The organism is Allobosea sp. LC85, assembly GCF_000735605.1.
Classification (GTDB): Bacteria; Pseudomonadota; Alphaproteobacteria; order Rhizobiales; family Beijerinckiaceae; genus Allobosea.
The window spans coordinates 39,507-64,542 of the sequence record NZ_JPKG01000023.1; the positions used below are offsets into that span (position 1 = coordinate 39,507).

Annotated in this window: 29 protein-coding genes and 1 tRNA gene; 19 read left to right on the plus strand and 11 right to left on the minus strand. The window is 64.2% G+C overall.

Annotation, left to right across the window (positions count from 1 at the left end):
• Window positions 1–128 precede the first annotated feature (128 nt).
• The 5 genes from FG93_RS11255 to FG93_RS11275 all read left to right on the plus strand — a co-directional run bounded on the left by FG93_RS11255 (window position 129) and on the right by FG93_RS11275 (window position 2,819).
• Entirely contained in the window at window positions 129–1,031 is a 903-nt protein-coding gene (locus FG93_RS11255; RefSeq protein ID WP_043234570.1) for an EamA family transporter, read from the plus strand.
• A 263-nt stretch (window positions 1,032–1,294) separates the two neighbouring features.
• The gene (locus tag FG93_RS11260) at window positions 1,295–1,618 is read left to right on the plus strand and encodes a helix-turn-helix transcriptional regulator (protein ID WP_043234497.1); all 324 of its coding nucleotides are present in this window, start codon (window positions 1,295–1,297) and stop codon (window positions 1,616–1,618) included.
• Window positions 1,615–2,025 (plus strand): SRPBCC domain-containing protein, encoded by a 411-nt coding sequence (locus FG93_RS11265; protein ID WP_043234499.1) that lies wholly within the window; start codon window positions 1,615–1,617, stop codon window positions 2,023–2,025. The genes FG93_RS11260 and FG93_RS11265 overlap by 4 nt, the downstream gene beginning before the upstream one ends.
• Window positions 2,026–2,073: 48 nt before the next feature.
• Window positions 2,074–2,304 carry a hypothetical protein gene (locus FG93_RS11270; protein ID WP_043234501.1) on the plus strand — a complete coding sequence of 77 codons (231 nt, stop codon included), beginning with the start codon at window positions 2,074–2,076 and terminating at the stop codon, window positions 2,302–2,304.
• Window positions 2,304–2,819, plus strand: coding sequence for a DUF1801 domain-containing protein (locus tag FG93_RS11275; protein ID WP_043234503.1), 516 nt, complete (start codon window positions 2,304–2,306; stop codon window positions 2,817–2,819). Before FG93_RS11270 ends, FG93_RS11275 begins: the two co-directional genes overlap by 1 nt.
• A gap of 165 nt (window positions 2,820–2,984) precedes the next feature.
• Here the strand turns inward: FG93_RS11275 and FG93_RS32860 are convergent, their stop codons facing one another.
• Window positions 2,985–3,137, minus strand: coding sequence for a hypothetical protein (locus tag FG93_RS32860; RefSeq protein WP_161783808.1), 153 nt, complete (start codon window positions 3,135–3,137; stop codon window positions 2,985–2,987).
• Window positions 3,138–3,292: 155 nt separating this feature from the next.
• Between FG93_RS32860 and FG93_RS11280 the strand changes: the two genes are divergently transcribed.
• Both FG93_RS11280 and FG93_RS11285 read left to right on the plus strand, forming a co-directional pair.
• Window positions 3,293–4,462 carry an acetyl-CoA acetyltransferase gene (locus FG93_RS11280; RefSeq protein ID WP_043234505.1) on the plus strand — a complete coding sequence of 390 codons (1,170 nt, stop codon included), beginning with the start codon at window positions 3,293–3,295 and terminating at the stop codon, window positions 4,460–4,462.
• Window positions 4,463–4,471: 9 nt separating this feature from the next.
• Entirely contained in the window at window positions 4,472–5,668 is a 1,197-nt protein-coding gene (locus tag FG93_RS11285; RefSeq protein ID WP_043234507.1) for an MFS transporter, read from the plus strand.
• Window positions 5,669–5,673: 5 nt separating this feature from the next.
• Here FG93_RS11285 and FG93_RS11290 read toward each other — a convergent pair whose 3' ends face one another.
• Window positions 5,674–5,946, minus strand: coding sequence for a BolA family transcriptional regulator (locus FG93_RS11290; RefSeq protein WP_043234509.1), 273 nt, complete (start codon window positions 5,944–5,946; stop codon window positions 5,674–5,676).
• Window positions 5,947–6,062: 116 nt separating this feature from the next.
• Between FG93_RS11290 and FG93_RS11295 the strand changes: the two genes are divergently transcribed.
• Window positions 6,063–7,700, plus strand: a complete 1,638-nt coding sequence (locus FG93_RS11295; RefSeq protein WP_081881461.1) for a M14 family metallocarboxypeptidase — start codon at window positions 6,063–6,065, stop codon at window positions 7,698–7,700.
• A gap of 175 nt (window positions 7,701–7,875) precedes the next feature.
• Entirely contained in the window at window positions 7,876–8,496 is a 621-nt protein-coding gene (locus FG93_RS11300; RefSeq protein WP_043234512.1) for a DnaJ domain-containing protein, read from the plus strand.
• A 144-nt stretch (window positions 8,497–8,640) separates the two neighbouring features.
• On the opposite strand, the gene FG93_RS11305 is transcribed toward FG93_RS11300, so the two are convergent.
• Window positions 8,641–10,632, minus strand: a complete 1,992-nt coding sequence (locus FG93_RS11305) for a protein meaA (protein WP_043234514.1) — start codon at window positions 10,630–10,632, stop codon at window positions 8,641–8,643.
• Window positions 10,633–10,745: 113 nt separating this feature from the next.
• A complete protein-coding gene (locus FG93_RS11310) occupies window positions 10,746–11,270 on the minus strand; it encodes an Lrp/AsnC family transcriptional regulator (RefSeq protein WP_081881462.1) in 525 nt (174 codons plus the stop codon).
• Window positions 11,271–11,425: 155 nt separating this feature from the next.
• On the opposite strand from FG93_RS11310, the gene FG93_RS11315 reads away from it, so the two are divergent.
• Together FG93_RS11315 and FG93_RS11320 are read left to right on the plus strand one after the other, a co-directional pair.
• Entirely contained in the window at window positions 11,426–12,670 is a 1,245-nt protein-coding gene (locus FG93_RS11315; protein WP_043234517.1) for a PLP-dependent aminotransferase family protein, read from the plus strand.
• 122 nt (window positions 12,671–12,792) lie between these two features.
• A complete protein-coding gene (locus tag FG93_RS11320; protein WP_244448574.1) occupies window positions 12,793–13,506 on the plus strand; it encodes an RraA family protein in 714 nt (237 codons plus the stop codon).
• 296 nt (window positions 13,507–13,802) lie between these two features.
• Here FG93_RS11320 and FG93_RS11325 read toward each other — a convergent pair whose 3' ends face one another.
• The 3 genes from FG93_RS11325 to FG93_RS11335 all read right to left on the minus strand — a co-directional run bounded on the left by FG93_RS11325 (window position 13,803) and on the right by FG93_RS11335 (window position 15,513).
• Entirely contained in the window at window positions 13,803–14,282 is a 480-nt protein-coding gene (locus FG93_RS11325) for a DUF1178 family protein (protein WP_043234574.1), read from the minus strand.
• Between the two features lie 101 nt (window positions 14,283–14,383).
• Entirely contained in the window at window positions 14,384–14,641 is a 258-nt protein-coding gene (grxC, locus tag FG93_RS11330) for a glutaredoxin 3 (RefSeq protein WP_043234575.1), read from the minus strand.
• Window positions 14,642–14,703: 62 nt separating this feature from the next.
• Window positions 14,704–15,513 carry a ComF family protein gene (locus tag FG93_RS11335; RefSeq protein ID WP_081881463.1) on the minus strand — a complete coding sequence of 270 codons (810 nt, stop codon included), beginning with the start codon at window positions 15,511–15,513 and terminating at the stop codon, window positions 14,704–14,706.
• A gap of 194 nt (window positions 15,514–15,707) precedes the next feature.
• On the opposite strand from FG93_RS11335, the gene FG93_RS11340 reads away from it, so the two are divergent.
• Window positions 15,708–16,817, plus strand: a complete 1,110-nt coding sequence (locus tag FG93_RS11340; protein ID WP_043234519.1) for an alkene reductase — start codon at window positions 15,708–15,710, stop codon at window positions 16,815–16,817.
• 135 nt (window positions 16,818–16,952) lie between these two features.
• A tRNA-Glu gene (locus FG93_RS11345) sits at window positions 16,953–17,028 on the plus strand.
• Between the two features lie 252 nt (window positions 17,029–17,280).
• Here the strand turns inward: FG93_RS11345 and FG93_RS11350 are convergent.
• Entirely contained in the window at window positions 17,281–17,853 is a 573-nt protein-coding gene (locus tag FG93_RS11350; RefSeq protein WP_081881468.1) for a PRC-barrel domain-containing protein, read from the minus strand.
• A 666-nt stretch (window positions 17,854–18,519) separates the two neighbouring features.
• Here FG93_RS11350 and FG93_RS11355 point away from each other — a divergent pair.
• Window positions 18,520–18,729: a hypothetical protein gene (locus FG93_RS11355; RefSeq protein WP_043234521.1), complete on the plus strand. Its 210-nt coding sequence runs from the start codon at window positions 18,520–18,522 to the stop codon at window positions 18,727–18,729.
• Window positions 18,730–18,821: 92 nt separating this feature from the next.
• Here the strand turns inward: FG93_RS11355 and FG93_RS32360 are convergent, their stop codons facing one another.
• From FG93_RS32360 to FG93_RS33560, 3 genes are all read right to left on the minus strand, one after another.
• Window positions 18,822–19,556: a hypothetical protein gene (locus tag FG93_RS32360; protein ID WP_152579394.1), complete on the minus strand. Its 735-nt coding sequence runs from the start codon at window positions 19,554–19,556 to the stop codon at window positions 18,822–18,824.
• 66 nt (window positions 19,557–19,622) lie between these two features.
• Entirely contained in the window at window positions 19,623–20,036 is a 414-nt protein-coding gene (locus FG93_RS11360) for a type II toxin-antitoxin system HicB family antitoxin (protein WP_043234522.1), read from the minus strand.
• A 25-nt stretch (window positions 20,037–20,061) separates the two neighbouring features.
• A complete protein-coding gene (locus FG93_RS33560) occupies window positions 20,062–20,364 on the minus strand; it encodes a type II toxin-antitoxin system HicA family toxin (protein ID WP_152579395.1) in 303 nt (100 codons plus the stop codon).
• Between FG93_RS33560 and FG93_RS33835 the strand changes: the two genes are divergently transcribed.
• The 5 genes from FG93_RS33835 (at window position 20,332) to FG93_RS11380 (ending at window position 25,034) form a co-directional block, all read left to right on the plus strand.
• Window positions 20,332–20,658, plus strand: a complete 327-nt coding sequence (locus FG93_RS33835; protein WP_081881464.1) for a bifunctional DNA primase/polymerase — start codon at window positions 20,332–20,334, stop codon at window positions 20,656–20,658. The two genes, FG93_RS33560 and FG93_RS33835, sit on opposite strands and share 33 nt — an antisense overlap.
• Window positions 20,643–21,140, plus strand: coding sequence for a bifunctional DNA primase/polymerase (locus FG93_RS34015; protein WP_161783809.1), 498 nt, complete (start codon window positions 20,643–20,645; stop codon window positions 21,138–21,140). Before FG93_RS33835 ends, FG93_RS34015 begins: the two co-directional genes overlap by 16 nt.
• 47 nt (window positions 21,141–21,187) lie before the next feature.
• Window positions 21,188–22,087 (plus strand): GntR family transcriptional regulator, encoded by a 900-nt coding sequence (locus FG93_RS11370; protein WP_043234526.1) that lies wholly within the window; start codon window positions 21,188–21,190, stop codon window positions 22,085–22,087.
• A gap of 197 nt (window positions 22,088–22,284) precedes the next feature.
• A complete protein-coding gene (locus FG93_RS11375) occupies window positions 22,285–23,565 on the plus strand; it encodes an aspartate aminotransferase family protein (RefSeq protein ID WP_052513639.1) in 1,281 nt (426 codons plus the stop codon).
• Window positions 23,566–23,603: 38 nt separating this feature from the next.
• A complete protein-coding gene (locus FG93_RS11380) occupies window positions 23,604–25,034 on the plus strand; it encodes an NAD-dependent succinate-semialdehyde dehydrogenase (RefSeq protein ID WP_043234579.1) in 1,431 nt (476 codons plus the stop codon).
• The last annotated feature ends 2 nt before the right edge of the window (window positions 25,035–25,036 follow it).

Below are 25,036 nucleotides of genomic sequence, written 5' to 3' on the forward strand. Positions count from 1 at the left end.
GGCATTTTCGAGACGGAGCGGCCGATCGGCCCGCCCATGGATGCATACCTACCCCCAGCGGAGCGATTTGCCTAGTCATGTCGGGCGGCCGTAAAGCCTTGGTCACATTTTCAGCCCCGGATGCCCGCGTGAGCTTTACCCTCTTCTGGATCCCGGCCACGATCGTCGCCTCGCTGCTGCAGACGGCGCGAAACCTCACCCAGCGCTCGCTGACGGAGGTGATCGGCGTCGTCGGCGCGACGCAGGTGCGCTTCCTGTTCGGCCTACCCTTCGCGCTGCTATTTCTGCTTCTCGTCTGTCTCGGCCTGGGGCGGCTGCCGCCGCAGATCAGCCTTGCCACGCTCGGCATCACCAGTTGGGGCGCGCTGACCCAGATCGCGGCCACGGCCCTGATGTTGGCAGCGATGCGAGAGCGCTCCTTCGCCGTGACCACCGCCTATACCAAGACGGAGCCGGTCCAGGTGGCGATCTTCGGAGCGCTGCTGCTCGGTGATGCGCTGAGCCCGGCGAAATTCGCTGCAATCGTGATCGCAACGGCTGGCGTCGTCCTGGTTTCCTGGAAGCCGGGCGAGAAGCTGAGCCGGGCGGGCCTGCGCCCAGCGCTGCTCGGTATCGGTTCAGGCGCCTGCTTCGCACTGTCGGCCATCGGCTATCGCGGCGCGATCCAGTCTCTGCCGGATGGCGACTTCCTGATCCGGGCGACGACGACCCTGGCCCTGGGGCTGGGCCTGCAGACGCTGATCCTGACGCTCTACATGCTGATCGCCAACCGCAAGGCGCTGGTCCTGAGCCTGAAGAACTGGCGCCGGTCGCTGACGGCGGGTTTCCTTGGGGCGGCGGCATCGCAGTTCTGGTTCATCGGCTTCTCGCTGACGACAGCGGCCAACGTCCGGACCCTGGCGCTGATCGAGGTGCCTCTGGCTCAGATCGCCTCGCGCAAGATGTTCTCGGAAGGCACGACGCGGCGCGAACTTTTGGGAATGGCAATGATCGTCTTCGGTGTCGGCCTGCTCCTGATGCTGGCGATCTAGCGGGAGCCGCCCCCGCTCCACGCCTCGTGGCGACCGCTTTCCGGACGAGGCCGATCATTGGATGCCCGACAGGTTCGATCCAGCGCCGCCATTCGGTGGCTGATCGATGAACAGCCACCGAATGGCGGCGAAGCTGCCTCTCCGCGCGACACGCCCAGTGGTTCTTGCGACCAAACTCGTGGCGCTTCCAGAGCGACTCGCTTGACCAACGCATAGCTCTGTAGTTATGAGTTCGATCAATAGCCAATGAGTTATGGGTCTCGATGCTGAACACTCACGACGCGCTCTTCAGAACGCTCGCCGATCCGACGCGGCGGGGCATTTTCGAACGGCTGTGTCGAGAAGGTGAGCAGACGGTCGGGGCCTTGACGGCTCAAGCCGGGATCTCGCAACCGGCCGTCTCAAAGCATCTCGGCATTCTGAAACAGGCCGGGTTGGTGCGGGATCGCCATCAAGGGCGTCAGACGCATTATAGCGCGCAAATCGGCGCCCTGAGCCCGCTGATCGACTGGACGAACCAAATGACGGGGTTCTGGCAACGTAAATTCGATGACCTCGAAGACCTGCTGAAGAGGATGGATCAATGAATGAAACGTCGATCGAAACGCTCTCGGTCGTTGTCGAGCGTGAAATAGCCCATCCGCCGGAAAAGCTCTGGCGCGCTCTCACGCAACCGCATCTCATCGAGGAGTGGCTGATGAAGAACAACTTCAAGCCAGATGTGGGCCACCGGTTCAATCTCAGTGCGGACTGGGGCGTCGTCGACTGTCAAGTACAGGCGATCGAGCCGAACAAGACGCTGACCTACACGTGGAATACCAAGGATCTCGAGAGTGTCGTGACCTGGACGCTCATCCCGACGAGCACCGGGACCTTTCTGCGTATGGAGCAGGCGGGGTTCAGGCCGGACCAGCAGCCGTATTACCGGGGAGCGATGGCTGGCTGGCAGAGATTCCTTGGAAATCTGGAAGAGGTCATGGCGCGGACGGACTGAAGTCCGCGTCGCCCGATCCGCTGCACCATGCCTTCAGAGGAGGTTCCAATGAATTGGAACGATTGGATTCGGCAAATCCACCGCTGGATGTCGATCATCTTTACTGTGGTCGTCATCGCCATCTTCATCGCCTTGGGTCTTGGGAAACAACCTGCCGAGTGGGTGTATTTCTTGCCGCTGTTCCCGCTCTTCGTGCTCCTGCCCACCGGGCTCTACATGTTCGTGCTGCCCTATGCCGCCAAATCGGGCGGCGGGCGACGCGCCGCCGGACAGCAGTGATGGCTGGGATGTCCAAGAAGCCGGCGCAGGTTACAGAGAACGAGACGGCCGCGCGGGTTGCCGAGAAGGGGGCCAGGCCGCGTAAATCGGCGCTGAAGGCGCCGTCGGGCGAAGTCGTCCTCCTCTCGGGTGGCAATCCCCAGATTGCCAAGGGCTATGGTGATGCGCCCGTGCAGGCCTATATCGCGGCCATGCCGGGCTGGAAAAGCGATGTCGGACGCCGCCTCGATGCCATCATCGAACGCACCGTCCCCGGCGTGCGCAAGGCGGTCAAATGGAATTCACCCTTCTACGGAGTCGAGGACCAGGACCAAGGCTGGTTCCTCAGCTTTCATTGCATGACGAAATACGTGAAAGTGGCGTTCTTCCGCGGCGCGTCGCTGCTTCCTGTTCCGCCCGGTGCGTCCAAGCAGAAGGACGTACGCTATCTCGACATTCATGAGGGCGAGCTCAATGAGGCGCAGTTCGCTGCCTGGGCGAAACAAGCCAGCCAACTGCCCGGCGAAAAAATGTGAGCGGCCAGACAGCAGTGGAGGCGAGAGCTTGCTCCACCCCGCGAGAGTGACGAAACTCCCAGCCCGCCGACGCACGGCCCACTCGTAAGCGTCGTTGCGCCGAGTGTGATGTCCGTCGTGCCTTTGTCTCCCAGACGCGCGATGCGTGAACGGAGCTAACTCATTTCAGTCCTGATCTACGCCGATTGCGCGCTTCCAAGCGCGGTCGATCACCTCGGCGCAGGCCATCGCCAACGCGAGGATCGCGGTCAGAAGAATCAGCGCGAGTGTGACCCAGAACGGGTTGGCCAGAAACGCGCTCCACAGTTCGCTCATCATCTCCCCTCGCGAATGGCAACACACTATATCGTTCTGAGCGGGCTTCGCGGTCAGTCCCCCTTTCTGCGCACGGCCGGATTGCGCTGTTTCCGGCTTGAACGATACCGTGCTCGGGCGCAGATAAGTGTAACTGCACATTACTCTGAGAGGTCGTCATGAGCGCTGCAATCGTCGGCTGGGCCCACACGCCGTTCGGCAAGCAGGATGCCGAAACCATCGAGAGCCTGATCGTCCGCGTGGCGACCGACGCGCTGGTCGATGCGGGCATTACCGCCGAACAGGTCGATGAGATCGTTCTCGGCCACTACAATGCTGGCTTCTCTGCCCAGGATTTCACCGCCTCGCTCGTGTTGCAGGCGGACCCGGCGCTGCGCTTCAAGCCGACGACGCGGGTCGAGAATGCCTGCGCCACCGGCTCGGCCGCGGTGCACCAGGGCGTGCGCGCCATCAAGGCCGGCGACGCCAAGATCGTGCTCGTCGTCGGCGTCGAACAGATGACCAAGACGCCCTCGGCCGATATCGGCAAATTCCTGCTCAAGGCTTCCTATCTGCCGGAAGATGGCGAGACACCCGGTGGCTTCGCCGGTGTATTCGGCAAGATTGCCGCCGCCTATTTCCAGCGCCATGGCGATCAGTCGGATGCGCTCGCGATGATCGCGGCCAAGAACCACAAGAATGGCGTCGCGAACCCCTATGCGCAGATGCGCAAGGATCTCGGCTTCGCTTTCTGCCGCGAGGAGAGCGAGAAGAATCCCTATGTCGCCGGGCCGCTGAAGCGCACCGATTGTTCCCTGGTCTCGGACGGCGCTGCCGCGCTCGTGCTGGCCGATCAGGCGACTGCGATGGAAATGCGCCGCGCTGTCGGCTTCCGCGGCTTGGCCCATGTCCAGGACTTCCTGCCGATGTCGAAGCGCGACATCCTCAAGTTCGACGGCTGCGCGGAAGCCTGGAGGAAGGCGCTCGGCGATGCCGGCGTCTCGCTGGACGATCTCTCCTTCGTCGAGACGCATGACTGCTTCACCGTCGCCGAACTGATCGAATACGAGGCGATGGGCCTGACCAAGGAAGGCGAGGGTGCCCGCGCCATCAAGGAAGGCTGGACGCAGAAGGACGGCAAGCTGCCGGTGAACGTTTCCGGCGGCCTGAAGGCCAAGGGCCACCCGATCGGCGCGACCGGCGTCTCGATGCATGTGCTTAGCGCCATGCAGCTCACCGGCGAGGCGCCCGAAGGCATGCAGGTCCAGGACGCCCGCCTGGGCGGTATCTTCAACATGGGTGGGGCTGCGGTCGCCAACTATGTCTCGGTGCTCGAGCGGATCAAGTGACCGTCTGACGTGACGATCTTCCTGGCGCTGCTGCCGGCCTATATCCTCTCGATCTTCTACCGGTCCTTCCTGAGCGTCATCGCCAACCCGGTGATGACGGATCTGGGGATCGGGCCGCGCGAGCTGGGTTTCCTGGGCGCGGCCTGGTTCATAACCTTCGCCCTGGCGCAGTTCCCGGTCGGCTGGGCGCTCGACCGGTTGGGGCCGCGCCGGACCGTCGCCGTGACGATGGCAATCGGCTCGGCCGGCGCTTTCCTCTTCGCGACAGCGACCCACGCCGTCACCGGCACGCTCGGCATGGCGATGATCGGGCTTGGTTGCTCGCCGATTTTCATGTCGGCGCTGTTCCTGTTCGCGCGCACGCAGGATCCCAAGCGCTTCGGGTTCCTGACTTCGGTCTTCATCGGGCTCGGCTCGATCGGCAACCTCGTCGGCGCCGCGCCGCTGGCGATCGCAGCTGCGCGCTTTGGCTGGCGGCCGTCGATGCTGGTCATGGCCGGCTGCTTTCTGGCCGCGGCGGTGTTCGCCGCAGCGCTTGTCCGCGATCCACCCCGAGCCAAGGCGGCTTCAGGCGGTCACGAAGGCCTGCTCAAGGGGCTGCGGAGCATTCTCGTGCTCCGTCCGCTCTGGCTGCTCGCGCCGATCACGGTCACCGGCTATGCGATCGTCGCGACGGTCCGCGGGCTCTGGATCGCGCCCTTCATGAGCGACGTGCACGGTTACGATGCGATCGCCAGCGGCCATGTCGCGACCGTGATGGCGCTGACCATGATCGCGGGCGCCTTCCTCTATGGCGGGCTCGAACAGCGGCTCGGCCGCAGCAAGCCGCTGGTCCTGTGGGGCACGGGGCTGACCGCGCTCTGTTTCATCGCCCTGGCGCTCTGGGGGAACACGCACGCGGCGCTGGCCATCGGCCTGTTCGCGCTGATCGGCGCGACGGGCTTCACCTATGCGGTGCTGATGGCGCATGCGCGGTTGTTCTTCCCCGAGCATCTGATCGGGCGCGGCATGACCTGCATCAATTTCCTGTTCATTGCAGGCGCGGCGGCGATCCAGTCCGGCTCGGGCTGGTTCATCGCCGAGCAGCGCCAGGCCGGGCTCGATGCCGCGACGACCTTTGCCCATCTCCACTGGGGCTTTGCGGCGCTGCTGCTCGTCCCGAGCGCGATCTACGCCTTCACACCGGAGCGCCCGGTCAGGGCCTGATCGGCTCAGGCCTCGCCCGGTGCCTTGGCGACGATCGCCAGTGCGTGCACCCGATCGGCCAGTTCCTGGGCCAGCGCTGCGTTGACCAGGCGATGACGCTCCAGCCGGCTCTTTCCGGCAAAGGCGGAGGAGACGACCTCGACGCGAAAATGCGTCTCGCCGTCCTCGCGCCAGCCACCATGGCCCTGATGCTGATGCGATTCATCGATGACGCGCAGGTGCTCCGGCGCCAGCTCCGACTCGAGCTTGCTGGTGATGCGTTCCGCCATGCTGGTCATCTGTCGCCTCGTTCCGCTGGGCCGTCAGCAATCGCGGATTGCTTGTCCGGTCTTCGTCGCCGTTTCATAGTCGCCGCCTGGTGTCAGGTGAATGCGGCATTTCGCTGGAGGTTGGGATGAGGACGAGAACGGCTTTCGCTCTTGGGCTGATGGCACTGCTCGGAGCCGCTCCCGCCCTGGCGCAGGAGGAAGGCAAGGTCGCCGACTACAAGCAGAGCGAGGCCGTGCTTGCCCGCTACAAACCCGTGCCGATCCCGCTCGCGACACCATCTCTGACGCGTGGCACCCCCGGACTGACCACGCAGGCCGAGCTCGATGCCTTCGTTGCCGATCTCGTCGCCAAGGCGCCGGGCCAGGTCGTGCTCGGCTCGCTCGGCAAGTCGCAGCAGGGGCGTGACCTGCCCTACCTGATCTTCTCCAAGGAGGGCGCCGGGAATGCGGCGGCGCTCAGGGCGCTGGGGCGGCCGATCGTCTGGTTCGTCGGTCAGCAGCACGGCAACGAGCCGGCGGGTGGTGAAGCGATGCTCGCACTCGCCAATGATCTGGCCACGACCGACCTCAAGGTCGTGCTCGACAAGCTGGTGGTTGTGATCGTGCCACGCGCCAACCCCGACGGGGCGGCGGCCGACAAGCGCACCGGCGCCAATGGCTTTGATCTGAACCGGGATCATCTGCTGCTGACCTTGCCGGAGACAAAGGCGCTGCATGCCAAACTCGCCGAGCTGCCGCCGGACGTCATCGTCGACGTGCATGAATTCTCGGTCGCCAATCGCTGGCTCGAGAAATTCGGCGGGCTCAACGCCGCCGATGCGATGATCCTCTACGCGACCAACCCGGCCGTGCCGCAGCCGACGACGAAGCTCGCGTCCGAACTGGTCAAGCCCGCGATGGACAAGGCGATGGCCGAAAAGGGGCTCTCCTCCTTCTGGTACTTCACGACGGGCTACAACAAGGACGACAAGGTCGTCTCGATGGGCGGTAATGCGCCCGGAATCGCGCGCAACCTGTTCGGGCTTTCAGGTGCGGTCTCCTTCCTGATCGAGACGCGCGGCGTCGGCCTCAAGCTCGAGAATCTGGAGCGCCGCATCGCGACGCATTACGTCATTTCCCGGTCGGTTCTCGATACGGTCGCTGCCAATGACAAGGCGGTGCTGCAGGCGGTCGCGGCCGCGCGCGGCGAACTGGCGAAGAACGAGGGCGAGCTCATCGTCGGCCACCGGATTGCCACCGTCAGGATGGCGATTCCGCTGGTCAATCCCGACACAGCTGCCGACATGCCGACTGAAGTCGATTTTCGCGACTCGCGCCAGGTCACCGTGACGGGCAAGCGGCCGCGGCCGGAAGGCTATATCGTGCTGACCTCAGGCCAGCCGGCGCTTGAAGCCCTGAAGCTGAAAGGCATCGCCGTCTGCGCATTGGGCGGGCCGGCCTCGCTCGATGTCGAGGCCTTCGTGGTCGAGCAGAAGGGGACGGTGAAGAAAGCCGACCGCGAGAACATCAATCCGGACCAGTCGGTGAAGGTCGAGCTCAGGCCGCGCCGGCTGGACGTACCAGCGACGGCTGTCTTCGTGCCGATGACGCAATCGGGGGCAAACGTCATCGCCGCCTCATTCGAGCCGGATTCTCCGGGCTCTCATGTCGGTGTCGGCTTGGTCGAGGTCGCGGCGGATTCGGGCGAGGCTCCGATCTACCGCGTGCCGCGCGGGGCCAGGCCAATATTGGCTTCAGGCGGTGATCCCGCATGCAGCCGTTGAGACTGGCGTAGCGCGTCATTATCTACGACGCATTGACGGCCACCCCGATTGCTGGGATTCTGACGGGATCGGGGCCGATCTCTGCAGCGTTTCGAATGTGTCCGCGCAGGCGCCTGACGGCGCCTGTCGTGCTGAGCTTGTCCGTTTGGCTTTCCGCCCGCATAACCGAGAGACCATGAACTTCAATTCTCGCCTTTTCGACCGGATCAGGATCGGCCCTTCCGAGGCGGAAGCGGTGGTCGAGACCGTGGCTGTGCGCTGCGATCATTCCGGTTGCCAGCGCGCCGGCGAATTCCGCGCGCCGAAGGGCAGGGGACGAGAGGGCCAGTTTTTCCAGTTCTGCCTCGAACATGTGAAGGCCTATAACGCGACCTATAACTACTTCTCCGGCATGAATGACGAGGCGCTCGCCGCCTATCAGAAGCAGGAAGAGATCGGCCACCGGCCGACCTGGAAACTCGGCGTCAATTCCAAGGCGGCGCGCATGTCGCAGCGCGGACGCGCGGCGGCTGCCGGCGATGCCGGGCCGGAGGTGCAGGACGGTTTCAACATTTTTGGCACGCGCAGGGAGCAGCATGCGGCAAAGCCGGAACCTCGCGTCGGCGCCGTCGCGCGCAAGGCCCTCGATGCGCTTGGACTGGACGACACAGCCGATTCCGTTGCGATCAAGGCGCGCTACAAGGAACTGGTGAAGCGCTTCCATCCTGACGCCAATGGCGGCGACCGCTCGCGTGAAGGCACGCTGCAGGAAATCCTGAAGGCGTATCAGCAACTGAAGACCACCGGTCTGGTCTGAAGCCACTCATCGAGCCCACTGGGGTGCTTATCTGATACGACCTGCTGCGCTCCCGGGTTCCGACGGAGCGCAAGTCCGCTCCGGTTCTCGCCGCTCGCGCCAGCTGGCACCCCCGCCGAATTCGCCAATGGCGCACCCGGTTCTCTATTTCTGCGCTTTCGCCGCAAGCCCGGCGACATCCGCGATGATCCCGTCCAGAGCGAAATCCTTCGGCGTATAGACCGCCGCCACGCCCATGTTGCGCAGCGCATTCTCGTCGTCGGGTGGGATGATGCCGCCGACCACGACCGGGATCGTCATGCCGGCGACGCGCAGCCTGGCCGTGACATCGCGCACCAAGGGCAGATGCGAGCCGGAGAGGATCGAGAGGCCGATGATGTCGGCTTCGGTCTCCTGCGCCTGCGTGACGATCTCCTCCGGGGTCTGGCGGATGCCGCCATAGTTCACCGCCATGCCGGCATCGCGGGCGCGGACAGCGATTTGCTCGGCGCCGTTGGAATGGCCGTCGAGACCAGGCTTGCCGACCAGGAAGCGCGGCGGGCGGCCGAGCTTTTCGGTCGCGCGCGCGACGGCGGCCTTGACGGTGGCGAGGCCGGGATCATCGCCCCTTTTGCCGGTGTCGACGCCGGTCGGGGCGCGATACTCGCCAAAGATCTCGCGCAGGGCCTGGGCCCATTCGCCGGTGGTCACGCCGGCCTTGGCGCAGGCGATCGAGGCGGGCATGACATTTCGGACTTCCCTGGCGGCTGCCGAAAGCTCCGCGAGCGCGGCTTGCGCTGCCTTGGCGTCGCGGGCCGAACGCCAGGCCTTGAGCCGGCCAATGGCTTCGAGCTCGACGGAATCCGGCACGGTGACGACATTGCCTTCTCCGGCCGAGAGCGGCGAGGGCTCGCTGGTGGTGAACTTGTTGACGCCGACGACGATCTGTTCACCGCGCTCGATCGCTTCGATGCGGCGTGCGCCATTCTCGACCAGCGCCTGTTTCATGTAGCCGGACTCGACTGCGGCCAGCGCGCCGCCCATGGCATCGATCTTCGCAAGTTCGTCGAGGGCAGCGGCCTTCAATTCCTCGACCTTGGCGTCAATCGCGGCCGAGCCGTCAAAGATGTCGCCGAATTCGAGCAGGTCGGTCTCGTAGGCCAGGACCTGTTGCATGCGCAGGGACCATTGCTGGTCGAAGGGGCGGGGGAGCCCAAGGGCCTCGTTCCAGGCCGGAAGCTGGACGGCCCGGGCGCGCGCCTTCTTCGAAAGCGTCACTGCCAGCATTTCGATCAGGATGCGGTAGACATTGTTCTCGGCCTGCGGCTCGGTCAGGCCAAGCGAATTGACCTGAACGCCGTAGCGGAAGCGACGCATCGCCTCGTCCTGCACGCCATAGCGCTTCAGCGTGATCTCGTCCCAGAGATCGACGAAAGCCCGCATCTTGCAGAGCTCGGTGATGAAGCGCATGCCGGCATTGACGAAGAACGAGATGCGCCCGACGATTCCCGGAAATTCCGCTTCGCTGACCTCCGCCTGGGCGCGAATCGAGTCGAGCAGCGCGATGGCGGTCGCCAGCGCATAGGAGAGTTCCTGCACCGGCGAGGCGCCGGCTTCCTGCAAATGGTAGGAGCAAACGTTGGTCGGGTTCCATTTCGGCAGCTCGCGGGCCGTGAACACGACGATATCGGTGGTCAGCTGCATCGAGGGGCGCGGGGGGAACATATAGGTGCCGCGTGACAGGTATTCCTTGACGAGGTCGTTCTGGGTCGTGCCTTGCAGCGTCGCGCGGGGTGCGCCCTGCTCGTCGGCGACCGCGACGTAAAGCGAGAGCAGCCAGGCGGCGGTCGCGTTGATCGTCATCGAGGTGTTCATCTGCGCCAGCGGGATCTGGTCGAACAGGGCCCGCATGTCACCGAGATGGCTGATCGGCACACCGACCTTGCCGACCTCGCCGCGCGACAGCACATGGTCGGGGTCGTAGCCGGTCTGGGTCGGCAGATCGAAGGCGACGGACAGGCCGGTCTGCCCCTTGGCGAGGTTGGTGCGATAGAGCTTGTTCGACTCGGCCGCGTCCGAATGGCCCGCATAGGTGCGGAAAATCCAGGGCTTCTCACGCTGCGCCGGCTTGTCGCCGATCGGGCCGATCGCGTTCATGGCCGCTCCCTTGCCGTTCCACCCTGGACCCAATGCAATCTCAATGTTGCACTGCGGCGAAGATAACGCCAGAGGGCCGCGCAAGTCGTCTCCGACCTTCGGATGAGCCGGCACTACACGGTGTCGGACCCCTGCCTGGGCTGGGGGAGCCGGGGTTTCCTGCCCGGTGCATGGCCGGCGACGTCGAGGAGCTGGTTGGATTTCTGGGTGTCGAGGATCACCATGGTCGAAGTCTCCGCGACGCAGGGAATCGCCTGCAATGCAGCGCTGATGAAGGTGCGGAGCGCCTCGATATCCCTGACCCAGACGCGCAAGAGATAGTCGACATTGCCCGTGACCAGCAGGCATTCCGTGATCTCGGGCTGGCCCTGGATCGCCGTCATGAACTGACTTGCCGCATCGGGGCTCTGCTTGGCCAGTTTCACGCTCACCATCACGCAGATGCCGAAGCCGAGCGCCGTCGGACTGATCTGCGCCGAGTATCCCTCGATGACGCCGGCGTCTTCGAGCCGCTTGATCCGGCGGCTGCACGGCGTTGGCGAAAGGCCGACTTTCTCGGCCAGTTCGAGATTGGAGATGCGCCCGTTATCCTGAAGCGCGGCCAGGATCCGGCGGTCGATCCGGTCCAGTTCGATCATGGGTGATTTTCACTCCAGAATGGCGATATCAAGGTGATTATCCGCGCAAAAATTACGCTAGTTCGGAATATTGCACGGATTCTCTCGCCTAGCGACTGCTATCATCGCTCAAAGGGCCTTGGCCGCCCGGCTGAAGCGAAAGTGGTTCAAGCGTCATGGCGATATCGAAGGCCCAGCTGCCGGCAGCACGTCCCGCGCTCTCGCGGTGGTTCAAATCCGGCAACAGCATCACCCAGCAGTTCATGGCGATCGGCGGGCGGACGGATATCATCAGCCTTGCCGGCGGGTTGCCCGCCGCCGAGCTCTACCCGGTGGATGCGATCGCTGCCGCAAGCGAGCGGGCACTGAAGCGCTGGGGCGCCGTCGCGCTCGAATACGGCTCGGTCGAGGGCTTGCCGGCGCTGCGCCAGGCAATCGCCGAGCGCGTCACGGCCAGTACGGGAAGGCGGTTCGGGCCGGAGAATGTTCTGCTGACGACAGGGGCGATGCAGGGGCTCGACCTGATCGGCAAGGCGCTGATCGATCCGGGCGATCTCATCGTCAATCAGTTCCCGACCTATCTCGGCGCGCTCGATGCCTGGCGGCCGCGCCATCCGCGCTATGAACGGCTGGACTGGAGCCTGCAACGGCCCGGCTTCGACGCCGCACTGCGCCAGGCCAAGTTTGTCTATACCGTGCCGAACTACTCCAACCCGACCGGCGTGCTCGTCAGCCAGGCCGAGCGCGCGGCATTGCTCGACAAGGTTCTTGAGGCCGGTACCTGGCTGGTCGAGGACGACCCTTATCTGCCGCTGCAACTCGATGGTGAAGCCGGGCCCAGCACTCTCGCTGCCCATGCCGCACGCCATCCGGACGGGGCCTATGATGGCCCGGTGATCTATCTGGGAACGCTGTCCAAGAGCCTCGTGCCCGGCCTGCGCGTCGGTTGGATCGTGGCCGAAGCCGGGATGATCGCGACACTGGCGCTCGCCAAGCAGTCGACCGATATCAGCAGCAGCATGTTCACCCAGGCCGTCGCGCTCGAACTGCTCGAAAGCGGTTTCGAGGCTGAGCATATTCCGCGCATCGTCGCGGCCTATCGCGAACGGCGCGACGCGCTTTGTGCCGCCGCTTCGCGCCATCTCGGCGAATGGTTCGAGTGGGATATCCCGCCCGGCGGCATGTTCGTGTGGATGCGGGCGAAATCGAGCGAGATCGACACCAACGAACTTTACAGCTGCGCACTCGAGGAGAAGGTCGCATTCGTGCCGAGCAGCGTGTTCGATCCCGACGGGGCGCTCAACAGCGCGATGCGGGTCAACTTCACGCGCTCCTCGCCAGAGGTTCTTGCCGAGGGCGTGCGCCGGCTGGAGCGAGCTGTTCAGCGCTATCTTGCAAGGCGTTCCGGGCGGGCAGCCTGAGCTTCCGCGCACTCAATGCCCGGACGGCGCGTAGCGACGATCCGGGTTCCATGCCTCAGCCTCTCCTGCCATGGTCCGACATCAATTCCCGGCCTTCCTCCGGTCGTCCGGGATGACGGGACGTGGATCGCGTTTCAGAACCGCCGCCAGAAAAGGCCATCACCATGCCGACCCGCCTCGACAATCCGCGCAATTCCCGCCTTCCCGATGGCCTGATCGACGCCTGGTGTGCGGTCCCGAGCTCGGTCATTGCCGACCAGCTCGGCGGTGTCGGCCATGCCGACCCGCGCATCCGGCCGATCCGGCCTTTCGCGCCCGGCACGCGGCTGACCGGCTCGGCCGTGACGGCCTGGTGCGAGCCCGCCGATTACGGGCCGGTGCATCATGCGATCGCGATCGCCGGCCCCGGGGATGTGGTGGTGGTCGCGGCAGGTGGACGGCGCGATGCGGCGATGATCGGCGACCTGCTCGGCGGCGCCGCGCGCCTCAAGGGCATTGCCGGCGTCGTCGTCGACGGCGCGGTGCGGGATGTCGGGCCGGTCTCGCAATGGCCCGACTTCGCCATGTTCTCGCGCTGGGTGATGCCACGCGGCCCGTCCTCGATGGAACGGGGCATCGTCAACGGCCCGATCGTCTTCGGTGGTGTGGTGGTGCAGCCGAACGATCTCGTCATCGGCGATGATGACGGGCTGGTTTTCGTGCCGCATGCGCTGGCCGAGGCGAAGCTCGAGCCCTGCCTTGCCCGCGTCCGCGCCGAGGTGGAGTGGGAGAAGGTCCTGGCGAGCGGGAAGTCGACGGTCGAGGTCTTCAGGGTCCCCGCAATCGAGCCGCTCTGACGTATCGGCCCGAAACGTGGATTGCGGTTTTCGGGAAAGCCGATGCAAACAGAGAAGATCAGATCATCGGACCGGATACGATATCGGCTCCGATGATCTAACGTCACGCCGCGGCGCCGGTGGGGCTGCGCAGGCGCCGATGCGGTCGATCACCTCCGGCAGATCGGCTCCCCTGAGGCGGACTGTTGGGGCTCGCCGTCGCGCTTGCGCACAGGGCGAGCATCCCCGCCTCGATTACAGATCCTGCAAAAGGGCGGGCACGGTTGGCCCGGTGAGGCCGGTGATGGCCAAAAAAGCTAGTTTCGTCCGCCCGGCAGCCGCGGCAGCGGCATGAACTCGATGCCTTCCTCATGCAGCAGGCGCGCATCGTCGGGCGTCGCTTCGCCATAGATGGCACGGTCATCGGCCTCGCCGTGATGGATCTTGAGGGCTTCTTCGGCAAAGCGGGGACCGACATGTTCGGCGGTCTCGGTGACATGCTTGTGCAGGGCCGTCAGCATCTCGCGGAAGGCGATTTCCTTCTCGCCCATCAGCGCGACAGGGGCTGGAGCGGGCGCCACCGGGGCAGGGAGTGCCTCCGAACCAGGCGCCTCAGCGCGCGGTCCGCGATCCGTGCGCGTCACGTTCGGCGACATGATGGCGCGCTCGACCTTGCTGCTGTTGCAGACCGGGCAGGAGACGAGGCCGCGGCGCGACTGTTCTTCGAAGCTGGCGGAGCTCGCGAACCAGCTTTCGAATTCATGGGCGCTGTCGCAAAGAAGGGAATAGCGGATCATCGTTGACTCATGAAGCGGCTGGCCGCCGCAATACACCCGGACCGTCGCCGCGCCACCTGGCGCGGGCATCCGGCAACCCTGTCATTCCTAATTATACGGCCTCATGCCGCGAGCAGTGTATCGAGTTCGCCGCGGGCATCGAGCGCATGCAGGTCGTCGGAGCCGCCGACATGGCGGTGGCCGATGAAGATCTGTGGCACGGATGTGCGACCGCCGGCCCGCTCGCTCATGGCGCGGCGCAGCTCCGGCTTGCCGTCGACATCGATCTCTTCGAAGGCCGCGCCCTTCTTCTTCAGGAGCGACTTGGCGGCGGTGCAGTAGGGGCACCAGCTGGTGGTGTAGAGCGTGATCTGCGGCATGGCGGTTCCGGCGATACTGTCCTGATAAATGATACTGTCGTGACACATCATGTAGTGTGCCATCAGCCATCCGTCACCACCCGCGCGAAGGTGAGGACATCGACATGGCTGGCTCCGGCGCGCAGCAGGGCGCGGGCGGCGGCATTGGCGGTCGAGCCGGTGGTCAGGACATCATCGACCAGCAGGATGCGACGGCCCGCGATCATGGGCGCCATTCCCGGCAGGACCTTGAAGGCGCCCTGCAGGTTCTCGACACGTTGGGGACGGGTCAGTCCGATTTGCTGTTTCGTCCGCTTGACGCGAGTCAGCGCGTCGGGTGCGAGGGCGACGCCGCTCTGGCGCGCGACGACCTGGGCGAGGGCCGCGGCCTGGTTGAAGCGGCGGCGCCAGAGGCGCGTGCGGTGCAGCGGCACTGGCACGACAAGATCGGCCTCGACGAGGATCTCACGGCCAGCCTGTGTCATCATCCGGCCGAGCGTGATCGCGAGCTCGAGGCGGTCGCCATATTTCAGGCGGTGAACCAGCTCGCGCGCCGTGCCGTCGAAACGGCAGACGGCACGGGCGCGGGCAAAAGCCGGCGGCTCGGCGATCGCCGCGGGCGAGACGGTGCCATGGCCAAGATCGATGGCAAAGGGCGTGCCGAGACGCTCGCAATAGGGTCGCTCGATGAAGCCAATTCCGCTCCAGCATGCCGGGCAAAGGCCCTGAGCTTCAGCGGTCGCACCCCGGCAGGCAACGCAGGACGGCGGATAGACGAGGCTGATCGCGCTGCGCAAGCCAAGCCGGGAGGCGGCCCCGACAGCGCTCAGCCAGCGATAGCCGGTGCCGGCCAGGGAGAAGGATTTTCTATCATCGGTTCCCTGCGCGACCATGCCTGTGTCGATCCCGGCCCGGAATGAGCGGCTGCATTGCTTTCATTCCACGCCAGCATTTGCGCCCCTGCCAATTCCGCGCGCAAGCCCTGTCTCCTCTTGCGTCCAGCGCATGACGAGATGGGGTGACTTGTCGCGTCATGCGGTTTTCAATTGCCCCATGGCAAAAGCCGCGAGCCTAGAGGAACCATCCGATGAGCCAGTCCGGTGATCATGCTGCCTCCCTGTTTTCTCCGTTCCGTCTCGGCGAGATCGAACTCCAGAACCGCATCGTCATGGCGCCGCTGACGCGCAACCGCGCGACGCGGGGAAGCGACGCTCCCAATGCCCTGAACGTCGAATACTACCGCCAGCGCGCCAGCGCCGGGCTGATCGTCACCGAAGGCACGCAGATCTCGCAGCAGGGCCAGGGCTATGTCTGGACGCCGGGCATCTACAACGATCAGCAGATCGCCGGCTGGAAGCAGGTGACAGACGCGGTCCATGCGGCCGGCGGCAAGATCATCACCCAACTCTGGCATGTCGGGCGCGTCAGCCATGTCTCGCTGCAGCCCGGCCAGCAGGCGCCCGTCGCGCCTTCCGCAATCCCGGCCAATACCAAGACCTATATCGAAAGCGGCTTCACCCCGGTCTCCGCGCCGCGCGAGCTCGCAGCCGACGAGATCCCGGGCATCATCGCCGATTATGTCCGGGCGGCGGAGAACGCCAGAGCGGCCGGATTCGACGGCATCGAGCTTCATGGTGCGCATGGCTATCTGCTCGACCAGTTCCTGCGCGACGGTTCCAACAAGCGCAGCGACGCCTATGGTGGTTCGCTGGAGAACCGCGTGCGGCTCGTCCTTGAGGTGATCGAGGCCGTGGCAACGGTTTTCCCGAGAGGCCGTATCGGCCTCCGCATCTCGCCGGTAAGTCCGGCCAATGATGCGCGCGACAGCGACCCGCAGGCGCTGTTCGGCTATCTGGTCGAGCGGCTCAACGAGACCGGCATCGCCTTCATCCATGTCGTCGAAGGTGCGACGCGCGAGGCGCGCGACTATCTGCCCTTCGATTATCTGGCGCTGCGCAAGGCCTTCAAGGGCGCCTATATCGCCAATAATGGTTTCACCCGCGAACTCGCGATCGAGACGCTGGCCGAGGACCGGGCCGATCTCATCGCCTTCGGCCGGCTGTTCATCGCCAATCCCGATCTGGTCGAGCGTCTGCAGCAGGACGCGCCGCTGAACACGCCGGATCTCGCGACCTTCTATGGCGGCGATGCTGCGGGCTATACGGACTACCCTTCGCTGGTGGAAAAGGCCGCCTGAGCGGCCGTCGCGACGCATGAAGCCATGAGGGCGGGTGAGCGCATCATCCGCCCTCATTCGTTTTATCCCAAGGTTTCTGCACGAAAACAGTTGCAGCGACGCGGAAGCCCGACTAAACACCGCCCGTGCCGCGCTGCTCCCTTCGTCTAGCGGTCTAGGACGTCGCCCTCTCACGGCGAAAACAGGGGTTCGAGTCCCCTAGGGAGCGCCATCGGCCAGCTAAGCCATTGATATGGCTTAACCTCCTGAGATATCATAGTTTCTTGGCTCAGACTGTTACACACAGGTGTTACACGAGCGGCGAAATCGTGCCCAAGGGTGCCTATCTCCTGCTGCGGCGAGCGTGCTCTATTTCGACAAGCGCAAGGTGCCCTCAAGGACACCCCGTTTACCCGCCCGTCACCGGATGCTCAGATGAATTCCCTTCATGGCGTGTCGTCACGACGGGGGCGGAGAGCGCGTTTCAGGCTGGCCCTCTGGGAAGGTCGTTCCAGTAGTCCCTCATATCCTCCTGACGCTTCCGACCTGGCGAAACTCCCTCGTCCCCATAGAAGGCCGCGGCGGCTCGGACCTGGGCCTCGGTAAGGTCAGTGCGATAACCCTCGAGCTCTTTGTCATAGGCGAGCTTTTCCCATGGGATCGTAAGGTGGTGACTGCCCATGCCGAGAAATCCTCCAAACGTCACATCGACGTAGAGAACGCGACCACTGACCTTCTCAACCAACAACCGCTTGATGGTGCCGATCTGATCGTTCTTGCGGCCGAACACGGCAGTTCCTTCGACGCGATCACTTTCGATGGTCAGGTGGGATACGGCCTCTCGCTCGGCGGGTCCCCAGAGATAAAAACCGTTCTCGAGGATGCCGGCCGCCACGACCGCTCTGCTGATGGCGGGGGTCCATTCCTCGTCGGGCTCGATCTCTTGCACCAGCGTCCACGGCCCAAGATCCGGGGGCAAACTGGTGCCGGCAGGCTCATCTGTGAAGCCGCGTAGGTCAGGGGAGTTCACGGCTTGGAACAAGCAGTAGGTTCTCATGAGCGCCTCCCTCAATTGGATAGATAGCCCCGTGCGCTGGTGCGTCATCCTTTCTCGGACGCAAGCCTGAACCACATCAGGGCCGCAGCGCCGAGCCACAAGGTTCCCTTCGCTTCGGCCTTGACAGGGCGACACCAATTATAGCGCCAAGGTCTCGCCGGCGCTCCTCAAAACGCGATGGACCGAGGCTTTTCCATTGGTCAACTCCCAGGCGATCCTCGCAAGTGGGGCACAGCAACCACCCGAGACGGGAGTGAGCTGAAAAACCAGAGCTAGCAAGCCCACCCCTCGAGCGCCTGCCCGACATCCGAGCTACTCGCACCGAAAGCTCAGTGGTGCGGGATGCCGAATTGTCATGGGGGATGTGCGCCCTTAACACCAACGCTTCCGCTGGCTTTATCCCCGCTGCGGGGCCGCGCCCCTATGTCTGCGAGCGCGATCCGACACCCGGCGTCTCCGAAATGCTCTCGCTGCACGTGGGGCGATCATCGCCCGGGCTCATGTTCGCGCCGCCAACGGCGAGAGCGCTTTCGCCGCCGGGCTGCTCAGGCTGGCGTCTCGCCGCGTCCGTGTCCCGCATGTCGAGGCGGATCTTCTGGCGCTGGCCGACCTCTTCGGCAGCGATGAGGGCCTCTACCGCAATCTCGACCTCAGCCGGGTGGCGGCATGAGGCGCCGCTTCACCATCGAGCATGTCGGCCGTCGTCGCCGGTCAGCTGCGCGTGCCATGGCTCGGCTCGGCATTTCGGCCGGGATCATCGCCGTGGTGCTCGGGCTGAAGCGCGAGACCGCAATCGCGATCGTTCAGGCGCGCCATGCGCCGGGCTCGCTGTGGAGCGCGGCCGAACAGGCGCTGTTCCGGGAGAGCAGGGGATGAGCGAACTAATGCTGACCTATGCCCCAAATCGTGGTCGGGCTGGGGGGCTCCTGGTGGCCCGCCGCGTCACGACGCAATCGCGGAGAATAAATTCAGTCGTTGGATTCATCTGGATCAAAAATGAAGAAGCCTTTGAGTCCAGCGAGGTCGTCGACCTTAAGGTTATTCTTTTTGATGATAGCTGGAATAATTTTACTAGGGAACGGAACTATCACGGACTTTCCTTCTGAATCAATATCTTCTGCCAATTTAAGACAAATAGATCGGCAAGCCATCGCATGAAGATGAGTTTTGTTAATTCTATTTGTAAAATCTTCATTTATCTTTTTTCCAATATTATTATTTATCATCGCAATTGTTATCTCTATACTGTGATGGATTGTATAAAGATGAGAAACAATTTTTGTATTTATCAAGGCAATATTTGTAATTTCATTGTGAAGATGGTTGAGCGACTCTTGGGAGTTATCTGTGCTCTTCCATCTTACTTTGTAGGCAAGCTTATTAAAGTGAGATGCTGCGCGAGAAAGTGTTGCTTTGGCGACATCGACGCGAGTGGCCGAGGCGGCTTTGTTTGTCGCTGCGACCTGCATCCGAGTGGCCAGCAAGACGAAGCCACCAGCGGTGGCAGCCATGACGCCAGCGATCAACTCCTTGTAGTTGAAAATCCACTTCAACCGCCAGAAGTCCAGCCAAGATCTCCAAATGGAGCTGTCGCACGCTGCAGAGAATGGGCTGTCGCAATCCACCATGATCGCGATGAACCAAAAGAGAAAAACAGTGGTGGATGCGACCCAAGTGACGGCAATCGAAGTGTGTTTAGGCATTTGGGTAAGTTGTCTTTACGGAATCGCCCTGTCGAGACGGTTGCTTGGGCTGTGCACAGTCAGTTCTCATTCGACAATGACGGCCGCTGCGGCGCGCTCGAGGAACGCGGACCGGCTGATCCCCTCGGCACGTGCCGCCTGATCCACTCGGCGCAGCACGCCGCGATCGATCATGATGTTGATCCGTTCCTTTGGGGCGGCAATGGGGATCAATGCCACCATCATCGGAGACGCATCTTCGTCAAGCTCGGCAAGAAAGGCAGCGTCCTCGGAGAGCTCAAAAAAGCTGCGGGCGCGCGGGACGGGATCGCCGTCAGCTTGAATGGCGGCGACATGGCCTGCCAGGGCTTCGACAGCTCCAAAGGCTGCTTCTTCGAAGTTCGCGCCACTCGAAACACAACCGGGCAAGTCCGGGAAGGTGATGCCCCAGGTCGAGCCGGCTTGGGGCTTATGAACCAGCGCAACATATCCGTTAGACATCGATCGTCTCCTTTCTTCGTCGTTTCTATGCCGGCCTCAGAGGAGGCCGGCTTGTCGTCTCACGGACTTCTCCGGGGTGCATGTCCTTCACCGGGTGCGGCAGGGTCACCTTGCCGGGCTTGGTCGGGTGCTTGAAGTGGTGGTGGCTGCCGGTCACCGAGTGAAGCGTCCAGCCATCCGCTCCAACTCCTTGATCAACTCCCGAGACTGCATAGTAGCCGCTCCGTTTCAGTGTGTAATAAATACACACGATTTCCGGCGCAGTCAAGCGGAGAATGTGTAGCGAGTGTGTATAATGGAGTGGCGGCTTGATGCTCGACCACGCCATTTCACTCTCATCGGCCGGCTTTCCGGTGTTTCCGGCGAAGGCTACTTCCGACAAGACGGCTGGCTCGAAGGCGCCGCATCTGCCCGGAGAATCGACGCCGCGCGCCCACGATGGCGGGCACTGGCTCGCCTCGACGAGGGTGTCATCCGTGGTTGGTGGCAGCGTTGGGCGTCTGCGCTGATCGGTTTTCCCACCGGCTTGCGCCCGCGCTGTGTCGTCGTTGACCTCGACCCGAAGGAAGTTCCGGCGATGGAATTGCTGGCAGCGCTCACCACCTGGTGCGGGCAGCTTTAGCATCACGACGCGGAAACGGGCGAGGTGATCGAGACACCGATCGCGCGGACGCAATCGGGTGGCCTGCATCTTTATTTCGCCTGGCCGGACGAGCCGACGCTGATCCAGATCGCCGCCAAACTTGGTCGCATGGGCCAGGGCTTCGAGGGCGTAATCGGCAATCGCGCAATCTGTTCCGTACCTTTCTGAAGGTCGGGGAATGTCAGGCGCATCTGACGCATATCGATGTTGGGGGAAAGGGCGGTTATGTGATCGCCCCGCCTTCGGGGATGGTGGATGGCAGGCGCTATCACTGGCTGATCCCGGGCGGCGAGATCCTACCGCTTTTGCCGCGGCGCCTGCGCGGGCGTGATCACCCGACGAGTTCATTCCTGTGGCGACCTAGAGCGTGCCGGACAGCAAGACCGGTGTGCGGCGGCAGGGAGAAGCTGAAACGGGATTGCAGTACGAGAGACGCGCGATGGCGTGTTGGTCCTCGTTGAAAAAATAATGCAATTCGGTTACGGCTGCGGCGCACGGAGTCGTCTCGATGAATGAGCGTTCGCTTCCCCGCCAGGCATCGCGGAAGCCCAGCAATCTCCATACCGCTCTCGCGAAGCGAATCCTGGCCTGCGCCGCCGAGAAGCAGTGGTCGGCCGGCTTTCACCTGCGGGAGGCCGAGATTGCGCGGGCTTTTGAGGTTTCGCGCACCCCGGTGCGGGCCGCACTCGGTTTGCTCGCCGAGCAGGGCGCGGTGGAAGCACGCGTGAACCAGGGCTTCTTTCTCGCGCGGGACGGCAAGGATCTCGAGGCCGCAGAGCGCTCCCTGCCGAGCGCCCGCGACGAGGACATCATTCATGCCATCCTGCGGGATCGCGAGGCTGGCCGGTTACCTGAGAACCTCATCGAAACCGACCTCCTGCAGATCTATCAGATCGGCCGGAGCGCGCTGAGCAAGGTCCTGCTGCGCCTTGCGGAGGATGGGCTGATCAAGCGCCGCCGCGGTCACGGCTGGAGTTTCGTACCATCGCTCGCTTCGCCCGAGGCGCGCGAGGAAAGCTATCGCTTCCGCATGATGATCGAATGCCTGGGGCTGTGCGAGCCGAGCTTCCGGGTCAACCAGCCGGCCTTTGCCCGAAGCCGGGCTGCGCATGATGCCTTCATCGCCGATCTCGACCATACGCCGTCCGCAGAGCGCTTCTTCGAGATCAATGCCGGCTTTCACGCCATGCTCGCCGCCTGCTCGGGCAATCGCTTCGTCGTCCAGGCCATGGAGGCGCAGAATTCCCTGCGGCGCCTGACCGAATACGCCGATTACGGCGGCCTCGACCGGGAGGCATTGCTGCGATCCTGCCGGGAGCACCTGGCCATCCTGGATGCGCTGGAGCAGGGCGACACCAACTGGGCGGCGACCCTGATGCGCCAGCATCTGACGCGCGCGCCGCGCTGAGTCTGATCTTCGTTCGCTGCGGCTGAGCCGAAGGCGTTACGCATTGCATGCGCGAATTCCGGGGCTCGAGCGTATCAATCATGTTCGCTTGACATTGTATTATTTTTGAAAAAAGATCAAAAAAATATCCAGTGCTTCCGAGGTCCGCCTTGCCCGCTTCTGCCGCCGCCCGCCCGAACGACCTCGACGCCCATTGGATGCCGTTCACGGCCAATCGGCGTTTCAAGAGTGATCCGCGCCTCTTCGTCGGGGCGGAGGGCAATTATTATCTGACGGCCGACGGGCGCCGGATCCTCGACGGCATGGCCGGGCTCTGGTGCGTGAATGCCGGCCATGGCCATCCGCGGATCAAGGAGGCGATCAAGACCCAGGTCGACAGGCTCGACTATGTCTCCTGTTTCCAGATGGGGCATCCCGACGCCTTCACGCTGGCGAGCCGCATCGCCAACATGATGCCGAAGGGGCTCGACCATGTCTTCTTCTCCAATTCGGGCTCGGAGGCTGTCGACACCGCACTCAAGATCGCGCTCGCCTATCACCGCCAGCGCGGCGAGGCGGGCCGAACCCGCCTGATCGGCCGGGCGCGCGGCTATCATGGCATGGGATTCGGCGGTCTCTCGGTCGCCGGCATCAGCCGGCATCGTCGCGATTTCGGGCCCCTCCTGCCAGGTGTCGCCCATCTCCCACACACGCTGGACCTGGCCAGGAATGCCTTCTCGCGCGGCGAGCCGGAGCATGGCGCTGATCTCGCCGAGGATCTCGAGCGGCTCGTGCAGATCCATGATGCCTCGACGATCGCGGCCGTCATCGTCGAGCCGGTCGCGGGCTCGACCGGCGTGCTTCCACCGCCCCGGGGCTATCTCAAGCGCCTGCGCGAGATCTGCGACAAGCACGGCATCCTGCTGATCTTCGACGAGGTGATCTCGGGCTTCGGGCGGCTCGGCGCCTCCTGCGCCGCCGAAGCCTTCGCGGTCATTCCCGACATGATCACCTGTGCCAAGGGGCTGACCAATGGCGCCGTGCCGATGGGAGCGACCATTGTCGGGCCGCAGATCTACGACGCCTTCATGACCGGCCCGGAAGGCAGCATCGAGCTCTTCCACGGCTATACCTATTCGGGGCATCCGCTCGCCTGCGCCGCGGGTCTTGCCACCCTGCAGGTCTATGAGGAGGAAGGGCTGTTCGAGCGCGCACGGCGGATCGCGCGCCACTGGGAGGACGCCGCGCATGCGCTGAAGGGCGCGCCGCACGTCATCGATATCCGCAATATCGGTCTCGTGGCCGCGATCGAGTTTGAACCGCGGCCTGGCGGAGCTGGCCAGCGCAGTTCGGAATGCGCCGAGGCCTGTTTCCAGGATGGCGTCCTCGTGCGCGCCGGCGCCGATCTGCTGGTGCTGTCGCCGCCGCTGACGATCGAGCCCGACGAGATCGACCGTCTCTTCGCCAGCATCCGCAAGGCGCTCGCAACCATCGCCTGACCCGGCTCCATCCCATTCGTTTGAAGAGGTTGCGCGACGTGAGCGCCTATCCCGACATTACCCTGCATATCGGCGGCGTCGCTCGCGCAGGCTCCGGCGGCGAGATCGAGATCCATGATCCCGCGACCGGCGAAACCCTGGCCATGGCGCGGCTGGCATCGGCGGCCGATCTCGACGACGCGCTGCAGGCTGCCGAAACCGGTTTTGCTGCCTGGCGCGCGGTCTCGGTCTTCGAGCGCTGCCGCATCCTGCGTCGTGTTGGCGAACTACTGAGGGCGCGCCAGGACGCCATTGGCCAGGTGATGACGCGCGAGCAGGGCAAGCCTCTCGCCGAGGCGCGTGGCGAGGTTGCCGCGTCCGCCGAGGTCTTCGAATGGTATGCCGAGGAAGGGCGCCGCGCCTATGGGCGGGTCGTTCCGAGCCGCACGACTGGGGCCCGGATGATCGTGGTGCGGGAGCCGATCGGCCCCGTTGCCGCCTTCACGCCCTGGAATTTTCCGGCGCTGACGCCGGCGCGCAAGATCGCCGGTGCGCTTGGTGCCGGCTGCTCGATCATCATCAAGCCCTCGGAGGAAACCCCGGCGACCTGCCTGGCGCTGGTCGAGGCCTGCGTCGAGGCAGGCGTGCCGGCGGGCGCCATCAATCTCGTCCTCGGAGATCCGCCAACGGTCTCGCACCATCTCGTCACGTCACCAGTGATCAGGAAGGTGTCCTTCACAGGCTCCACGGCCGGAGGGCGCGCGGTCGCGGCCTTGGCCGCGCAGGGGCCCAAGCGCGCCACACTGGAGCTCGGCGGCCACGCCCCCGTCCTGGTGTTCGATGATGTCGACGTCGAGGCGGTGGCTGCGCTGGGCGCCCAGCGAAAATTCCGCAATGCCGGCCAGGTCTGTGTGGCGCCGACACGGTTCTACGTCCACGAGGCCGTGCATGATCGCTTCGTCGCGGCCTTCGCCTCGGCGGCCGAACGGATCAAGGTCGGCAATGGCCTCCAGCAGGGCATCGGCATGGGGCCGCTTGCCAATGCCAGGCGGCTCGAGGCGGTGCACGGGCTGATCGAGGATGCCCGGCGTCATGGCGCCAGGCTTGTCTGCGGCGGAGAGCGCATCGGCAATCGTGGCTTCTTCTACGCTCCGACCGTGCTCGCTGAGGTGCCGGAATCCGCGGCGATCATGAGCGAGGAGCCCTTTGGGCCGGTGGCTCCGATCGCCCGCTTCCGCGATCTGGACGAGGTCATCGGCCGTGCCAACGGCCTGCCGGTCGGGCTCGCCGCCTATGCCTTCACGGGCTCGGGCGCCCGGGCGCTTGCGCTCAGTGAGCGGATCGAGGCCGGGATGGTCGGCATCAACCGTTTCGAGATCGCCGCCGCCGAAACTCCGTTCGGCGGGGTCAAGGACAGCGGCGACGGCCGCGAAGGCGGCACCGAAGGGCTCGACGCCTATCTTGTCACCAAGACGATCAGCCAGGCCTGAGA